Below are 17,199 nucleotides of genomic sequence, written 5' to 3'. Positions count from 1 at the left end.
GCTTTTTCTACTTCATCAATTATTTCGTACCAAAAATCTTATCGCCGGCGTCGCCGAGCCCCGGAATAATGTATCCGTGCTCGTTCAGGCCCTGGTCAATGGACGCGGTGTACAGCTCAACGTCCGGATGCGCTTTTTCCAGCGCGGCGATGCCTTCCGGGGCCGCCACCAGAACCAGCACCTTAATGCTGCTGCAGCCCGCTTTTTTCAGCAGGTCGATGGTGGCGATCATTGAACCGCCGGTTGCCAGCATCGGGTCAACCACCAGCGCCATGCGTTCGTCGATATTAGATACCAGCTTCTGGAAGTAAGGAACCGGCTCAAGGGTCTCTTCGTTACGGTAGATGCCCACCACGCTGATGCGCGCGCTGGGTACGTGCTCAAGCACGCCTTCCATCATTCCCAGACCCGCGCGCAGAATCGGCACAACGGTAATTTTCTTGCCTTTGATCTGCTCAATTTCTACCGGGCCGTTCCAGCCTTCGATGGTGACTTTTTCAGTCGCCAGATCGGAAGTTGCTTCATAAGTCAGTAAGCTGCCAACTTCTGAGGCGAGTTCACGGAAGCGTTTGGTGCTGATGTCGTGCTCACGCATCAGGCCCAGCTTGTGTTTGACGAGTGGGTGTTTCACTTCCACGATCTTCATTCTCTTTCTCCTCTGAGGGGCAGCCACAAAAAAATCGCCGGATTATACCGCCTTTTACCTTTTACGCCATAGCCGATATGTTTGACCGGGATCAACCAAAATGCTTTACGCTGCCTGAGCCAGTATAAGACAAAATAAAAAAACCCCGCGAAGGCGGGGCTGGATGGGGCTTTACGGCAGTTTTATAGCTTGTCGCCGTTGCTGCCGATAACCTGCTGATACCAGGCAAAAGATTTCTTGCGGCTACGCGCCAGCGTGCCGTTGCCCTCATTGTCCTTATCTACATAGATAAAGCCGTAGCGTTTTTTCATCTCACCGGTTCCCGCGGAGACCAGGTCGATACAGCCCCATGGGGTGTAGCCCATCAGGTCCACGCCATCCTCAACGACCGCTTTTTTCATCTCGGCGATATGGGCAGAGAGATAGTCGATTCGATACTGGTCATCCACCGAACCGTCCGCTTCGCGAACATCAATGGCGCCGAAGCCGTTCTCGACGATAAACAGCGGCAGCTGATAGTGATCCCAGAACCAGTTCAGGGAGTAGCGCAGCCCGACCGGATCAATCTGCCAGCCCCAATCTGACTTCTGCACGTACGGGTTAGAGACCAGGCTCTTGCTTTCATCATAATCCAGCTGCGGGTTGTCATCCGTTGCTTTCGTGGCGAACGACATATAGTAGCTAAAGCCGATATAGTCGACGCAGCCCTGGGTCAGCGCCACGCGGTCTTCTTCGGTGATATCCAGCGCAAATCCGCGGCGCTCGAAGTAGTTCAGCAGATGCTGCGGGTAGCGGCCGCGGACGTGAACATCGGTAAACCAGTAGCGGCGGTGCATGGCGTTCATCGCCATCATCATGTCGTTGGGCGCGCAGCTCAGCGGGTAAATCGGGCACATGGCGATCATGCAGCCAACCCACAATGACGGGTTAATTTCGCGAGCGGCTTTAACCGCCAGCGCGCTGGCGACCAGTTCATAGTGCGCCGCCTGATACATAACCGGCTCGCGGTCCTCTCCCGGCAGATATTTCAGTCCGGAGTTGGTAAACGGCGCAAAATCCTCGTGGAAGTTGGCCTGGTTATTGATCTCATTGAAGGTCATCCAGTACTTCACTTTATGCTGGTAGCGGGTAAACACCACCTGGGCAAAGCGGACGAAGAAATCAATCAGTTTACGGTTACGCCAGCCGCCGTACTCCGTCACCAGATGGTACGGCATTTCGAAGTGGGAGAGCGTAATCACCGGCTCGATGCCGTGCTTGCGGCACTCATCGAACAGGTCGTCGTAAAACTGCAGCCCGGCTTCGTTAGGCTCTTGCTCATCGCCCAGCGGAAAGATGCGCGTCCAGGCGATAGAGGTACGGAAGCACTTGAAGCCCATTTCGGCAAACAGCTGAATGTCGTCTTTATAGCGATGATAAAAATCGATCGCCTCGTGGTTGGGGTAGTTTTTCCCCGGCAACACGCCATCGGTGATTTCGCGCGGTACGCCGTGCGCGCCTGCGGTCATCACGTCGGCGACGCTAACCCCTTTACCGCCCTCTTTCCAGCCGCCTTCCAGCTGATGCGCCGCCACCGCGCCGCCCCACAGAAAACCTTCTTTAAATCCAGACATGTTCTCTCCCTATGCGCAGTCGCCGCTATGCGACCGGTATTGCTGATTGAAATGGTAAACCGCGCCTACCAGCCCGGCATCGTTGCCGTGGCTAACGGTGTCGATATATTCCGCAATGCCAAACCAGGCCAGATGTTCGCGCAGCAGCGCCAGAAAGCCCGGCCGTTCCACAATCCCGCCGCCGATCAAAATCGTTTGCGGGTCGAATAAGTTAACGAGGTTATATAGTCCGGTGCCCAGGCCGTTAAAGAATTCCGCGACCAGACGTCGACAGATGGCGTCGCCCGCATCGTAGCGGTCAAAAATCTCTTCGCCAGTGACGTCATCCAGCGCCTTACCGATATGCTCAGCGTAGCGATGGCGCAGCACGCGCAGCGTGCAGTTTTCATTCATCGAATAGCGCCGCACATCGCGGGTACCCGGACGCGCGGTTTGCATATAGCCGAACTCGCCGGCGCGGAAGCGCGCGCCGTGGACCAGCTGGTTATTACAGAAAATCGCCCCGCCGATGCCGGTGCCGATGGTCAGGACCAGAAAGTTGCTCATGTCGGCGGCTTTACCCCGCCAGCGCTCGGCCAGCAGTACGCAGTTAGCATCGTTCTCAATGGCCACGGGCAGGCGCACCTGCTGCTCAAGCCAGTCCTTGATGGCGAAGTTATCGAATTTACGGATGGCGCCGCCCATTTCGATAAAGCCGGTATGCGGGTTAACGTAGCCGGGCGCGCTGATGGCCACCCCTTCGCACGCCGGGTGCGCGGCGATCCACACCAGCATCGCCTGCAGGATCTGGTCGCCGTCGCTGTCGATGATGGTCTGCTTTCCTTTCTCCAGCAGCGTGCCTTCGCGCGTCATTACCCCCATTTTTAACGCCGTGCCACCGATATCAAATGCGGCAATTTTCATCCTCAGCTTTCCTCCAGAATCCATCAAATTCACGGTTTCTCTCTGCTTGCAGCACAAAAGAAACCGGTTTCAGTGGCATGATGATTATTCCCGGCAACGCTGGCAAGCAGAAGACTGTACCCGGTTTCATTTTCGTGAACAGTATCAAATTTGCGCACTTAACGGCCGTTTTACGTCGACTGCAAAGCAGGCTCGCAAACGTTTGCTATCCCTGTTAGAATTGCGCCGTTTTTTATTGCTACCGCAAACGCGTGGAGACTTCGCAGTGACCGATAAAACCTCTCTCAGCTATAAAGATGCCGGCGTGGATATTGATGCAGGCAACGCTCTCGTCGACCGTATTAAGGGCGTGGTGAAGAAAACCCGTCGCCCGGAAGTGATGGGTGGACTGGGCGGATTCGGCGCGCTGTGCGCGCTGCCGCAGAAGTATCGCGAACCGGTTCTGGTCTCCGGCACCGACGGCGTCGGTACCAAGCTGCGTCTGGCGATGGACCTGAAGCGTCACGACACTATCGGTATCGACCTGGTCGCCATGTGCGTAAACGACCTTGTGGTTCAGGGCGCAGAGCCGCTGTTCTTCCTGGATTACTACGCCACCGGCAAACTGGATGTCGATACCGCGGCGAGCGTAATCAGCGGCATCGCTGAAGGCTGCCTGCAGTCGGGCTGCGCGCTGGTGGGCGGCGAGACGGCGGAAATGCCGGGCATGTACCACGGCGAAGACTATGATGTGGCTGGTTTCTGCGTCGGCGTAGTAGAAAAATCAGAAATTATCGACGGTAGCAAAGTGGCCGACGGCGACGTGCTGGTGGCGCTGGCTTCCAGCGGCCCGCACTCGAACGGCTACTCTCTGGTGCGCAAAATTATCGAAGTCAGCGGCGTTGACCCGCAAACCACCGATCTCAACGGTAAACCGCTGGCCGACCATCTGCTGGCGCCGACCCGCATTTATGTGAAATCCGTACTCGACCTGATTGCCAACCTCGACGTGCACGCCATCGCCCACCTGACCGGCGGCGGCTTCTGGGAAAACATCCCGCGCGTCCTGCCGGACAACACTCAGGCAGTCATCGATGAATCCTCCTGGCAGTGGCCGGACGTGTTCAACTGGCTGCAAACCGCCGGTAACGTCAGCAGCCACGAAATGTATCGCACCTTTAACTGCGGCGTTGGCATGGTTATCGCGCTGCCGGCGGAAGCGGCGGATAAAGCCGTTGCCTTCCTGAACGACAAAGGTGAAAGCGCGTGGAAAATAGGGTATATCAAAACCTCTGATTCCGAACAGCGTGTGGTCATTGAATGAAAAACATCGTGGTGCTGATTTCCGGTAACGGTAGCAACCTGCAGGCGATCATTGACGCCTGCGCCCGGAAGAAAATCAACGGCACCCTGCGTGCAGTCTTCAGCAACAAGGCCGACGCGTTCGGCCTTGAGCGCGCGCGCGCGGCCAATATTCCGGCTCACGCGCTCGCCGCCAGCCAGTTTGCCAACCGGGAAGCCTTTGACCGCGAGCTGATGCACGAGATCGATGCTTACGCGCCGGATCTGGTGGTGCTGGCCGGCTACATGCGGATTCTTAGCCCGGCTTTTGTCGCCCACTATCAGGGGCGTATGCTGAATATCCACCCTTCCCTGCTGCCAAAGTATCCGGGGCTGCACACCCATCGCCAGGCGCTGGAAAATGGTGATGAAGAGCACGGAACATCGGTGCATTTCGTCACTGACGAATTGGACGGAGGCCCGGTGGTTCTGCAGGCTAAGGTACCGGTGTTCGCTGAAGATACCGAAGACGACATCACCGCCCGCGTACAAGCTCAGGAACACGATATCTACCCCCTGGCTATCAGCTGGTTTGTCGACGGCCGCCTGCGCGCGGAGGGCAACGAAGCCTGGCTTGACAATGTTCCTCTTCCGCCGCAGGGATACGCGGCAGAAGAGTAAACTTTCCCGCCTCTGGCGTCCGCTGGAGGCGTTTTTCATTGGCTCAGGCTTCCCGCACCGATGACCGCTCGCACTTTTCCAGACACAGCGCTTGCGTGTTCCAGCCTGCCGGTAGGGGGACTGGACGCTGCCAATCAAGTCCTCTGACGACCAAATCGGAAACCCCTTGCGCAAACAGGACGGGTAGCCCTCCAGGATAGGGTTCGACTCCCCAGGCCTTTCCCGTCTCTGGATTGAGGCACCAGGCGTTATCGATACCCATTCCTGTTGGCGAAAGAGGATTACAAGGCGGACGAATATCATAATTCCCCTGCCAGCCGTGGCGATGCAGCCGCTGGGTAAGCTGAATATTCTCAAGTCGTATTCGATTGATCGTGGCTGGGGTTTCACTGTGCATATTGATGGCGCCTTCACATTCTCCGCTAAGCCCGCGAAACTGGATTTGCGTAATCTCACCGGGCTCGATCTGCGGATGCCTGCGACGCGCGGAGAGGAAAATCGGGTCCGCCTCCCCCCAGTGACAGGCTGGCGCCGCCACACACGCAAAAGTCATGCTGGTAAAGAGCATTCTTCGTAGCCGGCCACCATCGCGTGAAATCAGGCCAATACCGCGATTCGAATCAAAGATAGTGCAATTGCTGACCACAATATCTTCAATATCTTGCCAGGTTTCCGTGCCGATTTTAAAAGCGCAGCTTTTTGAGCGCAGGGTACAATTGACGATTGTCACTTGACGTAAAGGTCGTTGGATAGCCGCCGGTTTATCGGTGGTTTTCAGACAAATTGCATCGTCCGCCGCACTAAAAAAACTATTAGCAATATGTACCTGCTGACAGCTATCGATATCCAGCGCATCAGTATTCGCCATGGTCAGATCGTTATCAACGCTAATGCCATCAATCACCACCTGTGAACACGAAACAAGATGAATGGTCCACATCGGCGCATGGTGTACACGGATATTTTCCAGCCTGACCCGCTGGCAATTTTCCAGAAGAATGATGCGCGGTCGCTGTTCGGCGGGCGTGCGATAGCCCATATCGTCAACCGATGAGGAGAACCAACCATCGGCATTACCGTAAATAGTACCGCCCCCACAAATCGAGATATTTTCGGCATCCCGGGCATAGAGAAAAGCCCGGTCGGAGCACTCTGCGCGGCTTAAGGCCACCGCCTGGGTGAAGTCAGCATAATTATCGCTGACGATGAGTTCCGCACCGGGTGACAACCACAGGCAGGTATTTGACCCCATGCGTAACCCGCCAAGGTAATATTTTCCACTTTCCACCACCAGCGTACCGCCGCCCGCTTGCGATAAGGTATCCAGCGCTTTTTGAAAAATCTCAGTGTCGCGAGTCATACCATCTGCGTGCGGGTGCCAGTTTGAAAGAAAAATGTTCATAGGTTTTCCTGAGATGAAACGGGAAAGCTATCTGAACACAGTCATTATCGATCGCCGTAGGGCAAAACAGCCCTGACATAGGTAATCTGTCGGCATTCTCACAACTCCCTTTTTTCCCGCTGTTCATCTGTGATTAAGCACACATTTCTTCTCCCATCTTCCGCAGAAATAGCGATGGACATCACATTTCATTTTTTCGCCCGTGCGAATACTGCTGGCCATATCACGCTATTTATTTCATTTAATCCGCTTTCAACGCCTCGCTCTCAGTTCTTAACAAAAGCGACTTGATGACGATTCCGCAAAATTTTCACCTCTTTTACTGTGCTACTTCCTCTTTACTGACAGAAGAGACAGGAAAAATGACGAGGACAGTAACGGCACCACGGGAAGTAAAAACACGCAATATTCTCTGCTGGGGGATGGGCGATATCTTCGGCAGCGGCGCAATGACGATCACCGGGCTTTGGCTGCTTTATTTTTATATTGAAGTGGCGGGTCTTTCTCCCGCCGCCGCCGCATCCATCTTTGCGATCGCCAAAATTTGGGATGGCATCACCGACCCGATCATGGGTTATATCACCGACAATATTCGCACGCGCTGGGGGCGACGCCGACTATTCTTTATTATCGGCGCGCCGCTCTCTTTTTGCTTTGCCCTGATGTGGGTAAGCGGTTTTGGCTATGCCTGGTATCTTGGCACTTATTTGTTATTCAGCACCGTTTTTACTCTCTTGATGGTGCCCTACGATACGCTGCCCGCGGAGATGACATCGCGTTACGATCTGCGTTCAAAAATGTCTGGCGCGCGGATGCTATTTGCCCAGGCGACAGCGTTTTTATCTGCACTTATCCCAGGACAAATTTTGGCGCACGTCGCCGATAAATCGCAGGCATTTTTATATATCGGCCTGGTCTTTTCCGTACTCTTCGCCCTACCGTGGATCTTCGTTTGGCGGGGAACCTGGGAGCGGGAGAATCTGCCGCCGCCTTCGGCTCAGCGCGGGATGGGAAAAACACTTATCTCGCTGTATCGAGAGATGGCTTCAACTTTCCGTTTACGTACTTTTCGCATTCACATCATGATGTACGTGGGCGGAGCCGTCGCCCTGGATATTTTCGGCTCGCTGTTTATGCACTATCTCACCTACGTACTTCAGGTCGGCGCATCCTTAGCTTCCCAGGCAATGAGCCTGATGACGCTATTTCAATTTTTTGCCATCCCTTTCTTTACCTGGCTTTGTATTCGCATCGGCAACGGCAACGCCTACAAATTGGCGATTGGATTGATTATGTGCGCCTTATTGTGGTTCAGCCAGCTTTCCGCCTCCATAAGTCATTTGTCATGGCTCTTATTGGGTGGAGCCATCGTGATGGGTATCGCACGCGGCGGAACCTATCTTATCCCATGGAACGTCTACAACTTTTTACCTGATGTGGATGAAGCTTATACCGGCGTCAGACGTGAAGGCATTTACGCGGGCGTCATGATGCTAACGCGCAAATTTTCCCAGGCGCTAGCCCTGTTTATTGTCGGACTGGCGCTGGAGGCGTTTGGCTTTACCAAAGGCGCTGAATCGCAAGATGCCGCCGCGCTAAACGGCATCTGGTGGGTATTCCTTATCGGACCGGGTTTACTCACTCTGCTGGCGATGTACGGCGCGTTTCGCTTTCGTCTAAGCCAGGAGTGTCATCAGACGCTGACCTGCGAGCTAGAGCGTCTGCGGTCTGGCGGTAAACCAGAAGATGCATCAACGCAGGTACGACAAACCGTAGAGCTGCTTACCGGACATCCGCATATGAATACCCACTGGCAGCACATTGCTGAAACGACAACACAAGGGAATCACTATGTCGCAGAAAATAAGCCATCCTGAACTCATCCTTCTTATCGAAAAACTGATCGATAGCCTCACCGCTATTCAGGATGACAGCGGTCAATTCCTGCAGCGCCTGCCTGACGGGCGCGTGATTGACACAAAAGGCTGGGCGGGATGGGAATGGACACATGGCATCGGCTTGTTTGGTCTCTACCGCTACCATGAACTTACCGGATCGTCTCGCGCCAGGCAGATTATTGACGACTGGTTCAGCGCCCGCTTCGCCGAAGGAACGCCAGAGAAAAATATTAACACCGCGATCCCTTTTTTGACGCTTGCCGGTCGCTACCAGCAGGACGCTCGTCACGAATGGCGCGCGTATCTGGAAGTTTGGGGAGATGCGCTTTATCGTCAGATTCCACGTACTGATGAAGGCTGCATGCAGCATGTCACCTACGAAAACGCGCATTATCAGCAAATCTGGGATGACACCTTGATGATGGCGGTTCTGCCTCTGGCCAGGCTTGGGCTTTTATTGCAAAAACCTTACTGGGTAGAAGAAGCAAAATTTCAATTTCTACAGCACCTTCACTACCTTACGGACAGAAAAAGCGGTTTATGGTTTCACGGCTGGAACTTCAACGGCAGGCACCATTTTGCCGGGGCGCTATGGGCTCGCGGTAATAGCTGGATAACATTGGCGATTCCTGAACTGCTGGAAATGCTCAATCTTGATGAGCATGACGCCTTCTATCGCCAGCTCTGTAACATCCTGCAGGGCCAGGTATCCGCCCTCGCCCGCTATCAATGTGAAAACGGGCTATGGCCGACGCTATTAGATGATGCCACAAGCTACGCTGAAGCCTCAGCAACGGGGGGATTCGCAGCCGGTATCCTGAAAGCGATACGTCTCGGCTACCTCGACGACCGCTATCTGCCCGTTGCCGAACGAGCAATTGCAGGCATTATTGAGCATATCTCGCCGGAGGGGGAATTAACCCAGGTCTCATTTGGCACGGCAATGGGACACGATCTTGACCATTACCGGCGGATCCCCCTGACCGCGATGCCATATGGCCAGGCGCTGGCGATACTCAGCCTGGTCGAGGCTTTATACCGCACGCGGTAATACCTAATGCCTGAGCGCCGACAGTTCGCTGCTCAGGCTATCAGCCAGGCTACGAACCCGACCCGCATCGAACATAATATGAAACCCAGGCGATGCTTCGCGCATCTGCTGGCAAAGCATCTCCATTTCGGATGCCCCCTGATACAACGCCTGCACGTTGATATGGCAGATTTCTCTCATACTCCAGCTATTCTCCACCTCACGAGCAAAATGCAGCGTAAAAAAAGCCTTCTGCGCATGCGTGAACAGCTGACAGTAGAGCGCCAGCCCTCGCCATTCATTCTGCCAGAGCCGATAGAGCGCCGCGGGAAACGCGGCATTCTCGGCAAACTCCAGCGCCTGCGCGCATAGTTTCAGGGCCTCTGCCGCGACCTCATCCTTCTCTTGCGCAATTCGCGTGAGGTTTTCCATCGATTTTTGCGGATCGTCACGCGTGAAGTGGATGTCCTGGGCCGACCCCGGCAGCCAGTGATCGCGCGCCAGCTGGCTGTACAAACTCCATACGGCCTGACCATAGCTTTCCGGTAGCTGACTATGGCGGTGAAAAACGTGATCGCGGACGTAAATCGCCTGGTAAAGCAGCTCCGTTGCCTGCTCCAGTAGCTGCTGAAAACGGCGGGCGACTGAAACATCGGGGCACCAGCCGTAACGCTCAGCCAGCCAGAGATCCAACAGCTGCTCCTGGGTCTTTCCCGCGCCATGACCTAACAGCTGGCTACAGGCAAACAAATTGCATTCGCTTAACGTTTCCGGTATCCAGTGGTTATCAACGCTCTCCCAACTGGTTTTGCATATCGCACCGGTGATTCTGGGATTCGCGCTTTGGCACCACAGCAGTCGGCCTTTTAACTCATCGATGCGCAAGAAAGGCATAACGCCCCAACCCACCTCTTCGCCGGCTAAATCAATATCAACCCAGACGTCGCGCAGAGTGACCTGAAGCAGCGCGGGATTATTTGGAAATGCTGGCCAGAAACGTTCTGGCGTTAACTTGATCGATACCGAAACGGTTGGCGGAAGCGGCTCGATAGCATCGAGAACGGTGCCAAGATCATCATTACTTGCAGGGAAAACCCGTAAAACCAGATGTTTATTTTGCGCGCTAACCACCTGGCTCAGCGCCTGAAAACAACGGCGATAGAGCACAAAGCTTTGCGACGGTTGCCGGGCATTTTCAGGCTCATCCCTGGCGTTTATATCCCATTTAGGACGCGTAATCGGCAATAAACCATCGGTGCTGGAAAGCGCAATAATTAACCCCGTTAACGCTGGAATTCCCTGACAAACGCCGCGAATTTTGTCTGTCAGCCAGCGGCTCCAGAAATCGACATCAAAAAGGATCCCTTGCTGGTTATCCAGCAGATACTTATGCGACAACAGCAATTCCGTTGGGAACCCCAGCTCTTTCGCCTGTAAATAAAATCGCAGCCCCTGCTCGCGGCAATACATGGCGAGACGATTAAGGTAGACACAGCGCGCTCGCTGCTGACTGGAAACGCTATCGTTATAGTGAAAAGGCGTATATCCCTTCGGGGACACCAGCTTACCGAAGAGATCTGCCTGCCCCACCACGATAGTATTAAAGCCGTGCTGAGAGGCATACCTGACCAGATTGCATACCGATGACCAGTTCCATATATCCTGATTATTCAGTTCTAACGCCCGCGTCTCCCACATGGTTTTGCTCCTGAATCTCACCTTGCCTTGACCATAACGTATGTCGTGAAAATCGTCTGTTTTTCTTCGCTATATACTGCAAGAAAACAGTCATACTTCTTTGACATAATTGGACATTCAGTGGCAAAGCTCGCCATAATGAAAAAGCAACATACATCAACCGGAGTGTGAGCTGTAATGGGCCAGGAAAAGCTATACATCGAAAAAGAACTCAGCTGGTTGTCCTTTAACGAACGCGTACTTCAGGAAGCGGCGGACAAAAGCAACCCGCTGATTGAGCGCATGCGCTTTTTGGGAATTTACTCCAACAACCTCGATGAATTCTATAAAGTGCGGTTCGCCGAACTTAAGCGCCGCATCATCATTAGCGAAGAACAAGGCAGTACCGCCCACTCTCGTCACCTGCTAGGCAAAATCCAGGCTCGCGTGCTTAAGGCCGATCAGGAATTTGACGGCTTATACAACGAGCTGCTGCTGGAAATGGCGCGTAACCAGATTTTCCTGATCAACGAACGCCAGCTCTCCGTCAACCAGCAGTCCTGGCTGCGTAACTACTTCAAGCTGTATCTTCGTCAGCACATCACGCCAATTCTGATTAATCGCGAAACGGATCTGGTGCAGTTTCTGAAGGATGATTACACCTACCTGGCCGTCGAAATTATTCGCGGGGATACCATCAATTACGCGCTGCTGGAGATTCCGTCTGACAAGGTGCCGCGTTTTGTGAACCTGCCGCCGGAAGCGCCTCGCCGGCGCAAGCCAATGATTTTGCTAGATAATATCCTGCGATACTGCCTGGATGATATCTTCAAGGGCTTTTTCGATTACGACGCGCTGAACGCCTACTCGATGAAAATGACCCGTGACGCCGAATACGATCTGGTGCACGAGATGGAATCGAGCCTGATGGAGCTGATGTCCTCCAGCCTGAAACAGCGTCTGACCGCCGAGCCGGTGCGCTTCGTTTATCAGCGCGACATGCCGGACGCAATGGTCGAAATGCTGCGCGATAAGCTCTCCATCTCCAACTACGATTCGATGCTGCCGGGCGGTCGTTACCACAACTTTAAAGACTTTATCGGCTTCCCGAACGTCGGCAAAGCTAATCTGGTCAATAAACCGATGCCGCGTCTGCGCCATCTGTGGTTCGATAAATTCCGTAACGGCTTTGACGCGATTCGCGAACGCGACGTGCTGCTGTACTACCCGTACCATACGTTTGAACACGTCCTTGAGCTGCTGCGCCAGGCCTCTTTCGACCCAAGCGTGCTGGCTATCAAAATCAACATCTACCGCGTCGCGAAAGATTCACGGATTATCGATTCGATGATTCATGCCGCCCACAACGGTAAGAAAGTGACGGTGGTCGTGGAGCTGCAGGCGCGTTTCGATGAAGAAGCCAATATTCATTGGGCTAAGCGCCTGACCGAAGCCGGCGTGCACGTTATCTTCTCCGCGCCGGGCCTCAAGATCCACGCCAAGCTGTTCCTGGTTTCGCGAAAAGAGGGCGATGAAGTCGTTCGCTATGCGCATATCGGTACCGGAAACTTCAACGAAAAAACCGCGCGGCTTTACACCGACTACTCGCTGCTGACCGCCGATGCGCGCATCACCAATGAAGTCCGCCGGGTATTTAACTTTATTGAAAACCCCTACCGCCCGGTCAGCTTCGATTATCTGCTGGTGTCGCCACAAAACTCGCGTCGCCTGCTTTATGAGATGATCGATCGCGAAATAGCCAACGCGCAGAATGGCCAGCCGTCGGGGATCATGCTGAAGCTGAACAACCTCGTCGATAAAGGCCTGGTAGACCGTCTCTATGCCGCGTCTAGCTCCGGCGTGCCGGTTAATTTACTTATTCGCGGCATGTGCTCGCTGATCCCCGGCCTCGAAGGCATCAGCGAAAACATTCGCGTGACCAGCATTGTTGACCGTTTCCTTGAGCATGACCGGGTTTATTGCTTTGAAAACGGCGGCGATAAGCAGGTTTGGCTATCGTCGGCGGACTGGATGACGCGCAATATTGACTATCGTATCGAAGTTGCCGCGCCGCTGCTGGATCCGCGGCTGAAACAGCGGGTGCTGGATATTTTCGATCTCCTCTTCAACGATACGGTGAAAGCGCGCTATCTTGATAAAGAACTGAGCAATCGCTACGTGCCGCGCGGCAATCGCCGTAAAGTCCGTGCACAGATGGCGATATACGACTACCTCAAATCACTTGAACAGCCCGACTAACCTATGCCAATAAACGATAATGCCCCTCGGCCGCAGGAGTTCGCTGCGGTCGACCTCGGTTCGAACAGTTTTCATATGGTGATCGCCCGCGTCGTTGACGGGGCAATGCAGATCATCGGTCGTCTGAAACAGCGCGTACATCTGGCCGACGGTCTGGATGAAAACTCTGTACTGAGCGAAGAGGCTATGACGCGCGGGCTGAACTGCCTGTCGCTGTTCGCCGAGCGCCTGCAGGGTTTTGACCCGTCCAGCGTGTGCATCGTCGGCACGCACACGCTGCGCCAGGCGACAAACGCCGCAGAGTTCCTCAAGCGCGCGGAGCAGGTCATCCCCTACCCCATTGAAATCATCCCCGGCAACGAGGAAGCGCGTCTGATTTTTATGGGCGTGGAGCATACGCAGCCGGAGCGAGGCCGTAAGCTGGTCATCGATATCGGCGGCGGCTCTACCGAGCTGGTGATCGGCGAGGATTTCGAGCCTCGCCTGGTGGAAAGCCGCCGTATGGGCTGCGTGAGCTTCTCTCAGGCCTACTTTGCTGGCGGCGTCATCAACAAAGAGAATTTCCAGCGCGCGCGTCTGTCGGCCGTGCAAAAGCTGGAAACCCTGGCGTGGCAGTTCCGCATCCAGGGGTGGAACGTCGCCCTCGGCGCGTCGGGCACCATTAAAGCCGCCCACGAAGTGCTGGTGGCCATGGGCGAGAAAGACGGGTTCATCACTCCCGAGCGCCTCGAGATGCTGGTCGAAGAGCTGCTGAAGTATAAAAACTTCGACTCGCTGAGCCTGCCCGGGCTCTCGGAAGATCGTAAAGCCGTTTTTGCGCCCGGCCTGGCGATTCTCTGCGGGGTGTTTGACGCGCTGGCGATTAAAGAGCTGCGCTTATCCGACGGCGCGCTGCGCGAAGGCGTACTGTACGAGATGGAAGGACGTTTCCGTCACCAGGATATCCGTAGCCGCACCGCGCAAAGCCTGGCGAACCAGTACAATATCGACCGCGAGCAGGCGCGTCGGGTACTGGAGACCACCACGCATATTTTTGAGCAATGGCAGGAGCAGAACCCTAAGCTTGCGAACCCTCATCTGGCGGCGCTGCTGAAATGGGCGACGATGCTGCATGAAGTCGGCTTAAATATTAACCACAGCGGCATGCACCGTCATTCGGCTTATATCCTGCAAAACAGCGATCTGCCGGGCTTTAATCAGGAACAGCAGATGCTGATGGCCACCTTAGTTCGCTATCATCGTAAAGCGATTAAGCTGGATGATTTACCGCGTTTCACGCTGTTTAAGAAAAAGCAGTTTCTGCCGTTAATACAGCTGCTGCGCCTTGGGGTGCTGCTGAATAACCAGCGACAGGCGACGACCACGCCGCCAACCCTTACGCTGAAAACCGAGGCGAACCACTGGACGCTGACCTTCCCGCATGACTGGTTTAGCCAGAATGCGCTGGTATTACTCGATCTGGAAAAAGAGCAGGAGTACTGGGAAGGCGTGCCTGACTGGTGGCTGAAAATCAGCGAAGAAGAGAAGCCTGACGCGACAAGCTAGCTTCACTCATGTGGGCCGGACTTTCCGGCCCATTCGTTTATTCATCCTCACCCAACGCCTCAAGCGGGGCCGGTTTGCCGATATCATAGCCCTGCATGTAATCAATCCCCAGTGAAACCACGGCCTGACGAATCTCTGGCGTTTCGACATATTCAGCCACCACCTGCATATTTTTCATTCTCGCAAGAAGGCAAATAGAGGCAACGGCCTGATAGTCCAGACTACTGGTCACCAGGTTACGAATAAAACTGCCGTCAATTTTCAGCAGATCCGCATTCATCGTTTTCAGCCGCGCGTAGCTGGCATAGCCGGTGCCAAAATCATCAATCGCGACCCGACAGCCCAGGTCCTGAAGCTGCGCGAGGGTTTTCCGCGCTTGTTCGGGATTGGTCAGCGAATGGTTCTCCGTCAGCTCAAAAATAATCTGCCAGGGTTCGATGTCATAATGCTCCAGCAGCGTTTTTACCTGCTGATGGAAATGGCTGTTACTCACAGAAAAAGGTGAGATATTTATCGCCAGACGCATTCCCGGAAGCTTTTTGCGCCGCTTGTCCATAAAGATGAGCGTATGTTCAAGGACCCAGCTATCAATACGCGCCGACAGTCCAAACTCGTGCGCCACCGGTAAAAAGGTATCCGGCATGATGACTTCATCATCGTCGTTCAGCATCCTGAGCAGAACTTCGTGGTAGCTATCCCCCCGGATGCCGACAATGGGTTGCGCCATCAGCATGAAGCGATCCTGCTCCAGCGCCTTCACCAGCTGATTCATTATAGTGACTTTGTCTTTCAGCTCCTGTTGCGTATTGATGGCTCCGCGACGCTGTAAATTTTCAGGACTGCCGGTGGCGAGGGAAAGGTCGGCCGCGCTGCTGAGTTCACCCAGCAGTAAATGCAGATGAATCACCGGAGAGCGAACGTTGCAATAGCTGAACCCCACGGGTGGCTGCAAAGGCATGCCATTCCAGACAAAACGAAACTTTTTGAGATGCTCATAAAGCAGGGGGATTCGCTGCTGATGCTCTTCGCTGTTCAGATGGACTACCAGCTCATGCCCGGCCATCTGATAGATATCCTCCCCACTCTGCAATAGCTCGCTGAGTGACTCGGCCAGCAGCTGCTTGTACTGGATACGCAACAGAACGCCGTAATGGCGGCCTAATATTTCCAGCTCAGGAATGCGTAAGAAGCACAACACTGACCAGGAGGATTTATTTAACGCCCGGCTCAGCGCCCGAATATTGGGCAAGCGTACAACCGGATCCATGAAGGCCATCCTGCGCATGCGCGCATAAAAAATTCTCTGCTGCGTCGCCAGCATCGCCATATAGGCGATAATAAATGAAAACACCAGATAGCTGGAGGAGGTAATAGCCAGCTGATTGTTGTAAATCGGTGAATGTGGGAGATATTGATTATGAAAGTGAATTATAACAATTAAAACAGGAGACCAGACCAATGAAATGAAGCGATAACCAAAGCGCATAGCGCCCCAAAGCATCACTGGCATAAGTAAAGACAAGGTATAATTTGTGCTAAAAATAGTGCTCGTACTATTCAACGGCATTAATAGCAGCACCAATAAAATGATCAGCACTGCCGCCCATAAAATAAATTCTAAGCGTTTTATTTTTGGATCGATCTGCAGGCGAATCTGAGAAACAAACCCTCGAATATAGAGAGGGTTGCGGATAATTCGAATAAGAAAATAGCATAACGGCACGCCGGTCAAGCACCCAGCCATAAGGGCCTGAAAGGTGATAAGCGAACGCAAGCTTAAGGGATTAACACCAATCAACCCAGTAGCGCGGGGATGAATTCCAAGGTACTCAGCGAGTTGGGAAAGAACAAGGAAGATCAGCGATGGTAGCAGCATCTGCCAGACCAATCTCTGAGGCATCAGTCTCACATTGCCATGCGAGATTTGCTGCCTGCGCGGGACAAAAACGCGATACCCGCCCCAGGAAAGAACCGTCGGAATAAGAAAATGAAAAATCACGCCGATGGAATCTTCCAGCGTCATGCCGCGCGTAATGGTAAGCAACAAACCGAGAACGATTCCCGGCAAAGCGGCCCAGCCGAAAAACAGCATCAGGCTCAGTACTAACGCCAGGGGTAAATAGTAAAGATAAACTTCATTACCATCGAGTAATGCATCGGTGTTAGCCCATCTTGCCAGAGGGAGTAAAAGAACAGGCAAGATCAGCGGCAACGCCCACCATTTATCCCGATATTGCCTGTACAGTTTAATTATTTTCATAGATGCTCTACGGATAACCCTAAAT

At 53.9% G+C, this 17,199-nt stretch carries 12 protein-coding genes; 6 read left to right on the top strand and 6 right to left on the bottom strand.

Annotated elements, in window-relative coordinates; all coding sequences use genetic code 11:
* Positions 1–19 precede the first annotated feature (19 nt).
* The 3 genes from upp to bglK form a co-directional block, all read right to left on the bottom strand.
* A complete protein-coding gene (gene upp, locus ACE3MN_RS06910; RefSeq protein ID WP_004123492.1) occupies positions 20–646 on the bottom strand; it encodes a uracil phosphoribosyltransferase in 627 nt (208 codons plus the stop codon).
* 182 nt (positions 647–828) lie between these two features.
* Complete coding sequence (locus ACE3MN_RS06905) at positions 829–2,259, bottom strand: 6-phospho-beta-glucosidase (RefSeq protein WP_004136494.1); 1,431 nt, start codon at positions 2,257–2,259, stop codon at positions 829–831.
* 9 nt (positions 2,260–2,268) lie between these two features.
* A complete protein-coding gene (gene bglK / locus ACE3MN_RS06900; RefSeq protein ID WP_004136493.1) occupies positions 2,269–3,162 on the bottom strand; it encodes a beta-glucoside kinase BglK in 894 nt (297 codons plus the stop codon).
* 265 nt (positions 3,163–3,427) lie between these two features.
* Between bglK and purM the strand changes: the two genes are divergently transcribed.
* Together purM and purN are read left to right on the top strand one after the other, a co-directional pair.
* The gene (purM, locus tag ACE3MN_RS06895) at positions 3,428–4,465 is read left to right on the top strand and encodes a phosphoribosylformylglycinamidine cyclo-ligase (RefSeq protein ID WP_024359334.1); all 1,038 of its coding nucleotides are present in this window, start codon (positions 3,428–3,430) and stop codon (positions 4,463–4,465) included.
* Positions 4,462–5,103, top strand: a complete 642-nt coding sequence (gene purN / locus ACE3MN_RS06890) for a phosphoribosylglycinamide formyltransferase (protein ID WP_004853109.1) — start codon at positions 4,462–4,464, stop codon at positions 5,101–5,103. Before purM ends, purN begins: the two co-directional genes overlap by 4 nt.
* A gap of 43 nt (positions 5,104–5,146) precedes the next feature.
* Here the strand turns inward: purN and ACE3MN_RS06885 are convergent, their stop codons facing one another.
* Positions 5,147–6,505 carry a glycoside hydrolase family 28 protein gene (locus ACE3MN_RS06885; RefSeq protein ID WP_024359335.1) on the bottom strand — a complete coding sequence of 453 codons (1,359 nt, stop codon included), beginning with the start codon at positions 6,503–6,505 and terminating at the stop codon, positions 5,147–5,149.
* 422 nt (positions 6,506–6,927) lie between these two features.
* On the opposite strand from ACE3MN_RS06885, the gene ACE3MN_RS06880 reads away from it, so the two are divergent.
* Positions 6,928–8,382 (top strand): MFS transporter, encoded by a 1,455-nt coding sequence (locus tag ACE3MN_RS06880; RefSeq protein WP_049088330.1) that lies wholly within the window; start codon positions 6,928–6,930, stop codon positions 8,380–8,382.
* Positions 8,357–9,454 (top strand): glycoside hydrolase family 105 protein, encoded by a 1,098-nt coding sequence (locus ACE3MN_RS06875; RefSeq protein WP_064410780.1) that lies wholly within the window; start codon positions 8,357–8,359, stop codon positions 9,452–9,454. Before ACE3MN_RS06880 ends, ACE3MN_RS06875 begins: the two co-directional genes overlap by 26 nt.
* A 3-nt stretch (positions 9,455–9,457) precedes the next feature.
* Here the strand turns inward: ACE3MN_RS06875 and ACE3MN_RS06870 are convergent, their stop codons facing one another.
* A complete protein-coding gene (locus ACE3MN_RS06870) occupies positions 9,458–11,131 on the bottom strand; it encodes a hypothetical protein (protein WP_024359338.1) in 1,674 nt (557 codons plus the stop codon).
* Between the two features lie 177 nt (positions 11,132–11,308).
* Between ACE3MN_RS06870 and ppk1 the strand changes: the two genes are divergently transcribed.
* Both ppk1 and ppx read left to right on the top strand, forming a co-directional pair.
* Positions 11,309–13,369 (top strand): polyphosphate kinase 1, encoded by a 2,061-nt coding sequence (ppk1, locus tag ACE3MN_RS06865; RefSeq protein ID WP_004123499.1) that lies wholly within the window; start codon positions 11,309–11,311, stop codon positions 13,367–13,369.
* 3 nt (positions 13,370–13,372) lie between these two features.
* Positions 13,373–14,914 (top strand): exopolyphosphatase, encoded by a 1,542-nt coding sequence (gene ppx / locus ACE3MN_RS06860; protein ID WP_004136480.1) that lies wholly within the window; start codon positions 13,373–13,375, stop codon positions 14,912–14,914.
* A gap of 37 nt (positions 14,915–14,951) precedes the next feature.
* Here the strand turns inward: ppx and ACE3MN_RS06855 are convergent, their stop codons facing one another.
* Positions 14,952–17,174 (bottom strand): EAL domain-containing protein, encoded by a 2,223-nt coding sequence (locus ACE3MN_RS06855; protein WP_049131347.1) that lies wholly within the window; start codon positions 17,172–17,174, stop codon positions 14,952–14,954.
* Positions 17,175–17,199: the final 25 nt, after the last annotated feature.

Origin of the sequence: Klebsiella grimontii (assembly GCF_042137965.1) — a bacterium.
Taxonomy (GTDB): Bacteria; Pseudomonadota; Gammaproteobacteria; order Enterobacterales; family Enterobacteriaceae; genus Klebsiella; species Klebsiella grimontii.
The sequence above is the reverse complement of the archived record's forward strand: the minus strand, read 5'-3'. Positions and strand labels throughout refer to the sequence as shown.

What these genes read in the sequence shown, in the direction of transcription:
- upp (WP_004123492.1), bottom strand. Translation starts at nt 646, where the DNA reads ATGAAGATCGTGGAAGTGAAACACCCACTCGTCAAACACAAGCTGGGC.
- ACE3MN_RS06905 (WP_004136494.1), bottom strand. Translation starts at nt 2,259, where the DNA reads ATGTCTGGATTTAAAGAAGGTTTTCTGTGGGGCGGCGCGGTGGCGGCG.
- bglK (WP_004136493.1), bottom strand. Translation starts at nt 3,162, where the DNA reads ATGAAAATTGCCGCATTTGATATCGGTGGCACGGCGTTAAAAATGGGG.
- purN (WP_004853109.1), top strand. Translation starts at nt 4,462, where the DNA reads ATGAAAAACATCGTGGTGCTGATTTCCGGTAACGGTAGCAACCTGCAG.
- ACE3MN_RS06885 (WP_024359335.1), bottom strand. Translation starts at nt 6,505, where the DNA reads ATGAACATTTTTCTTTCAAACTGGCACCCGCACGCAGATGGTATGACT.
- ACE3MN_RS06880 (WP_049088330.1), top strand. Translation starts at nt 6,928, where the DNA reads ATGGGCGATATCTTCGGCAGCGGCGCAATGACGATCACCGGGCTTTGG.
- ACE3MN_RS06875 (WP_064410780.1), top strand. Translation starts at nt 8,357, where the DNA reads ATGTCGCAGAAAATAAGCCATCCTGAACTCATCCTTCTTATCGAAAAA.
- ACE3MN_RS06870 (WP_024359338.1), bottom strand. Translation starts at nt 11,131, where the DNA reads ATGTGGGAGACGCGGGCGTTAGAACTGAATAATCAGGATATATGGAAC.
- ppk1 (WP_004123499.1), top strand. Translation starts at nt 11,309, where the DNA reads ATGGGCCAGGAAAAGCTATACATCGAAAAAGAACTCAGCTGGTTGTCC.
- ppx (WP_004136480.1), top strand. Translation starts at nt 13,373, where the DNA reads ATGCCAATAAACGATAATGCCCCTCGGCCGCAGGAGTTCGCTGCGGTC.
- ACE3MN_RS06855 (WP_049131347.1), bottom strand. Translation starts at nt 17,174, where the DNA reads ATGAAAATAATTAAACTGTACAGGCAATATCGGGATAAATGGTGGGCG.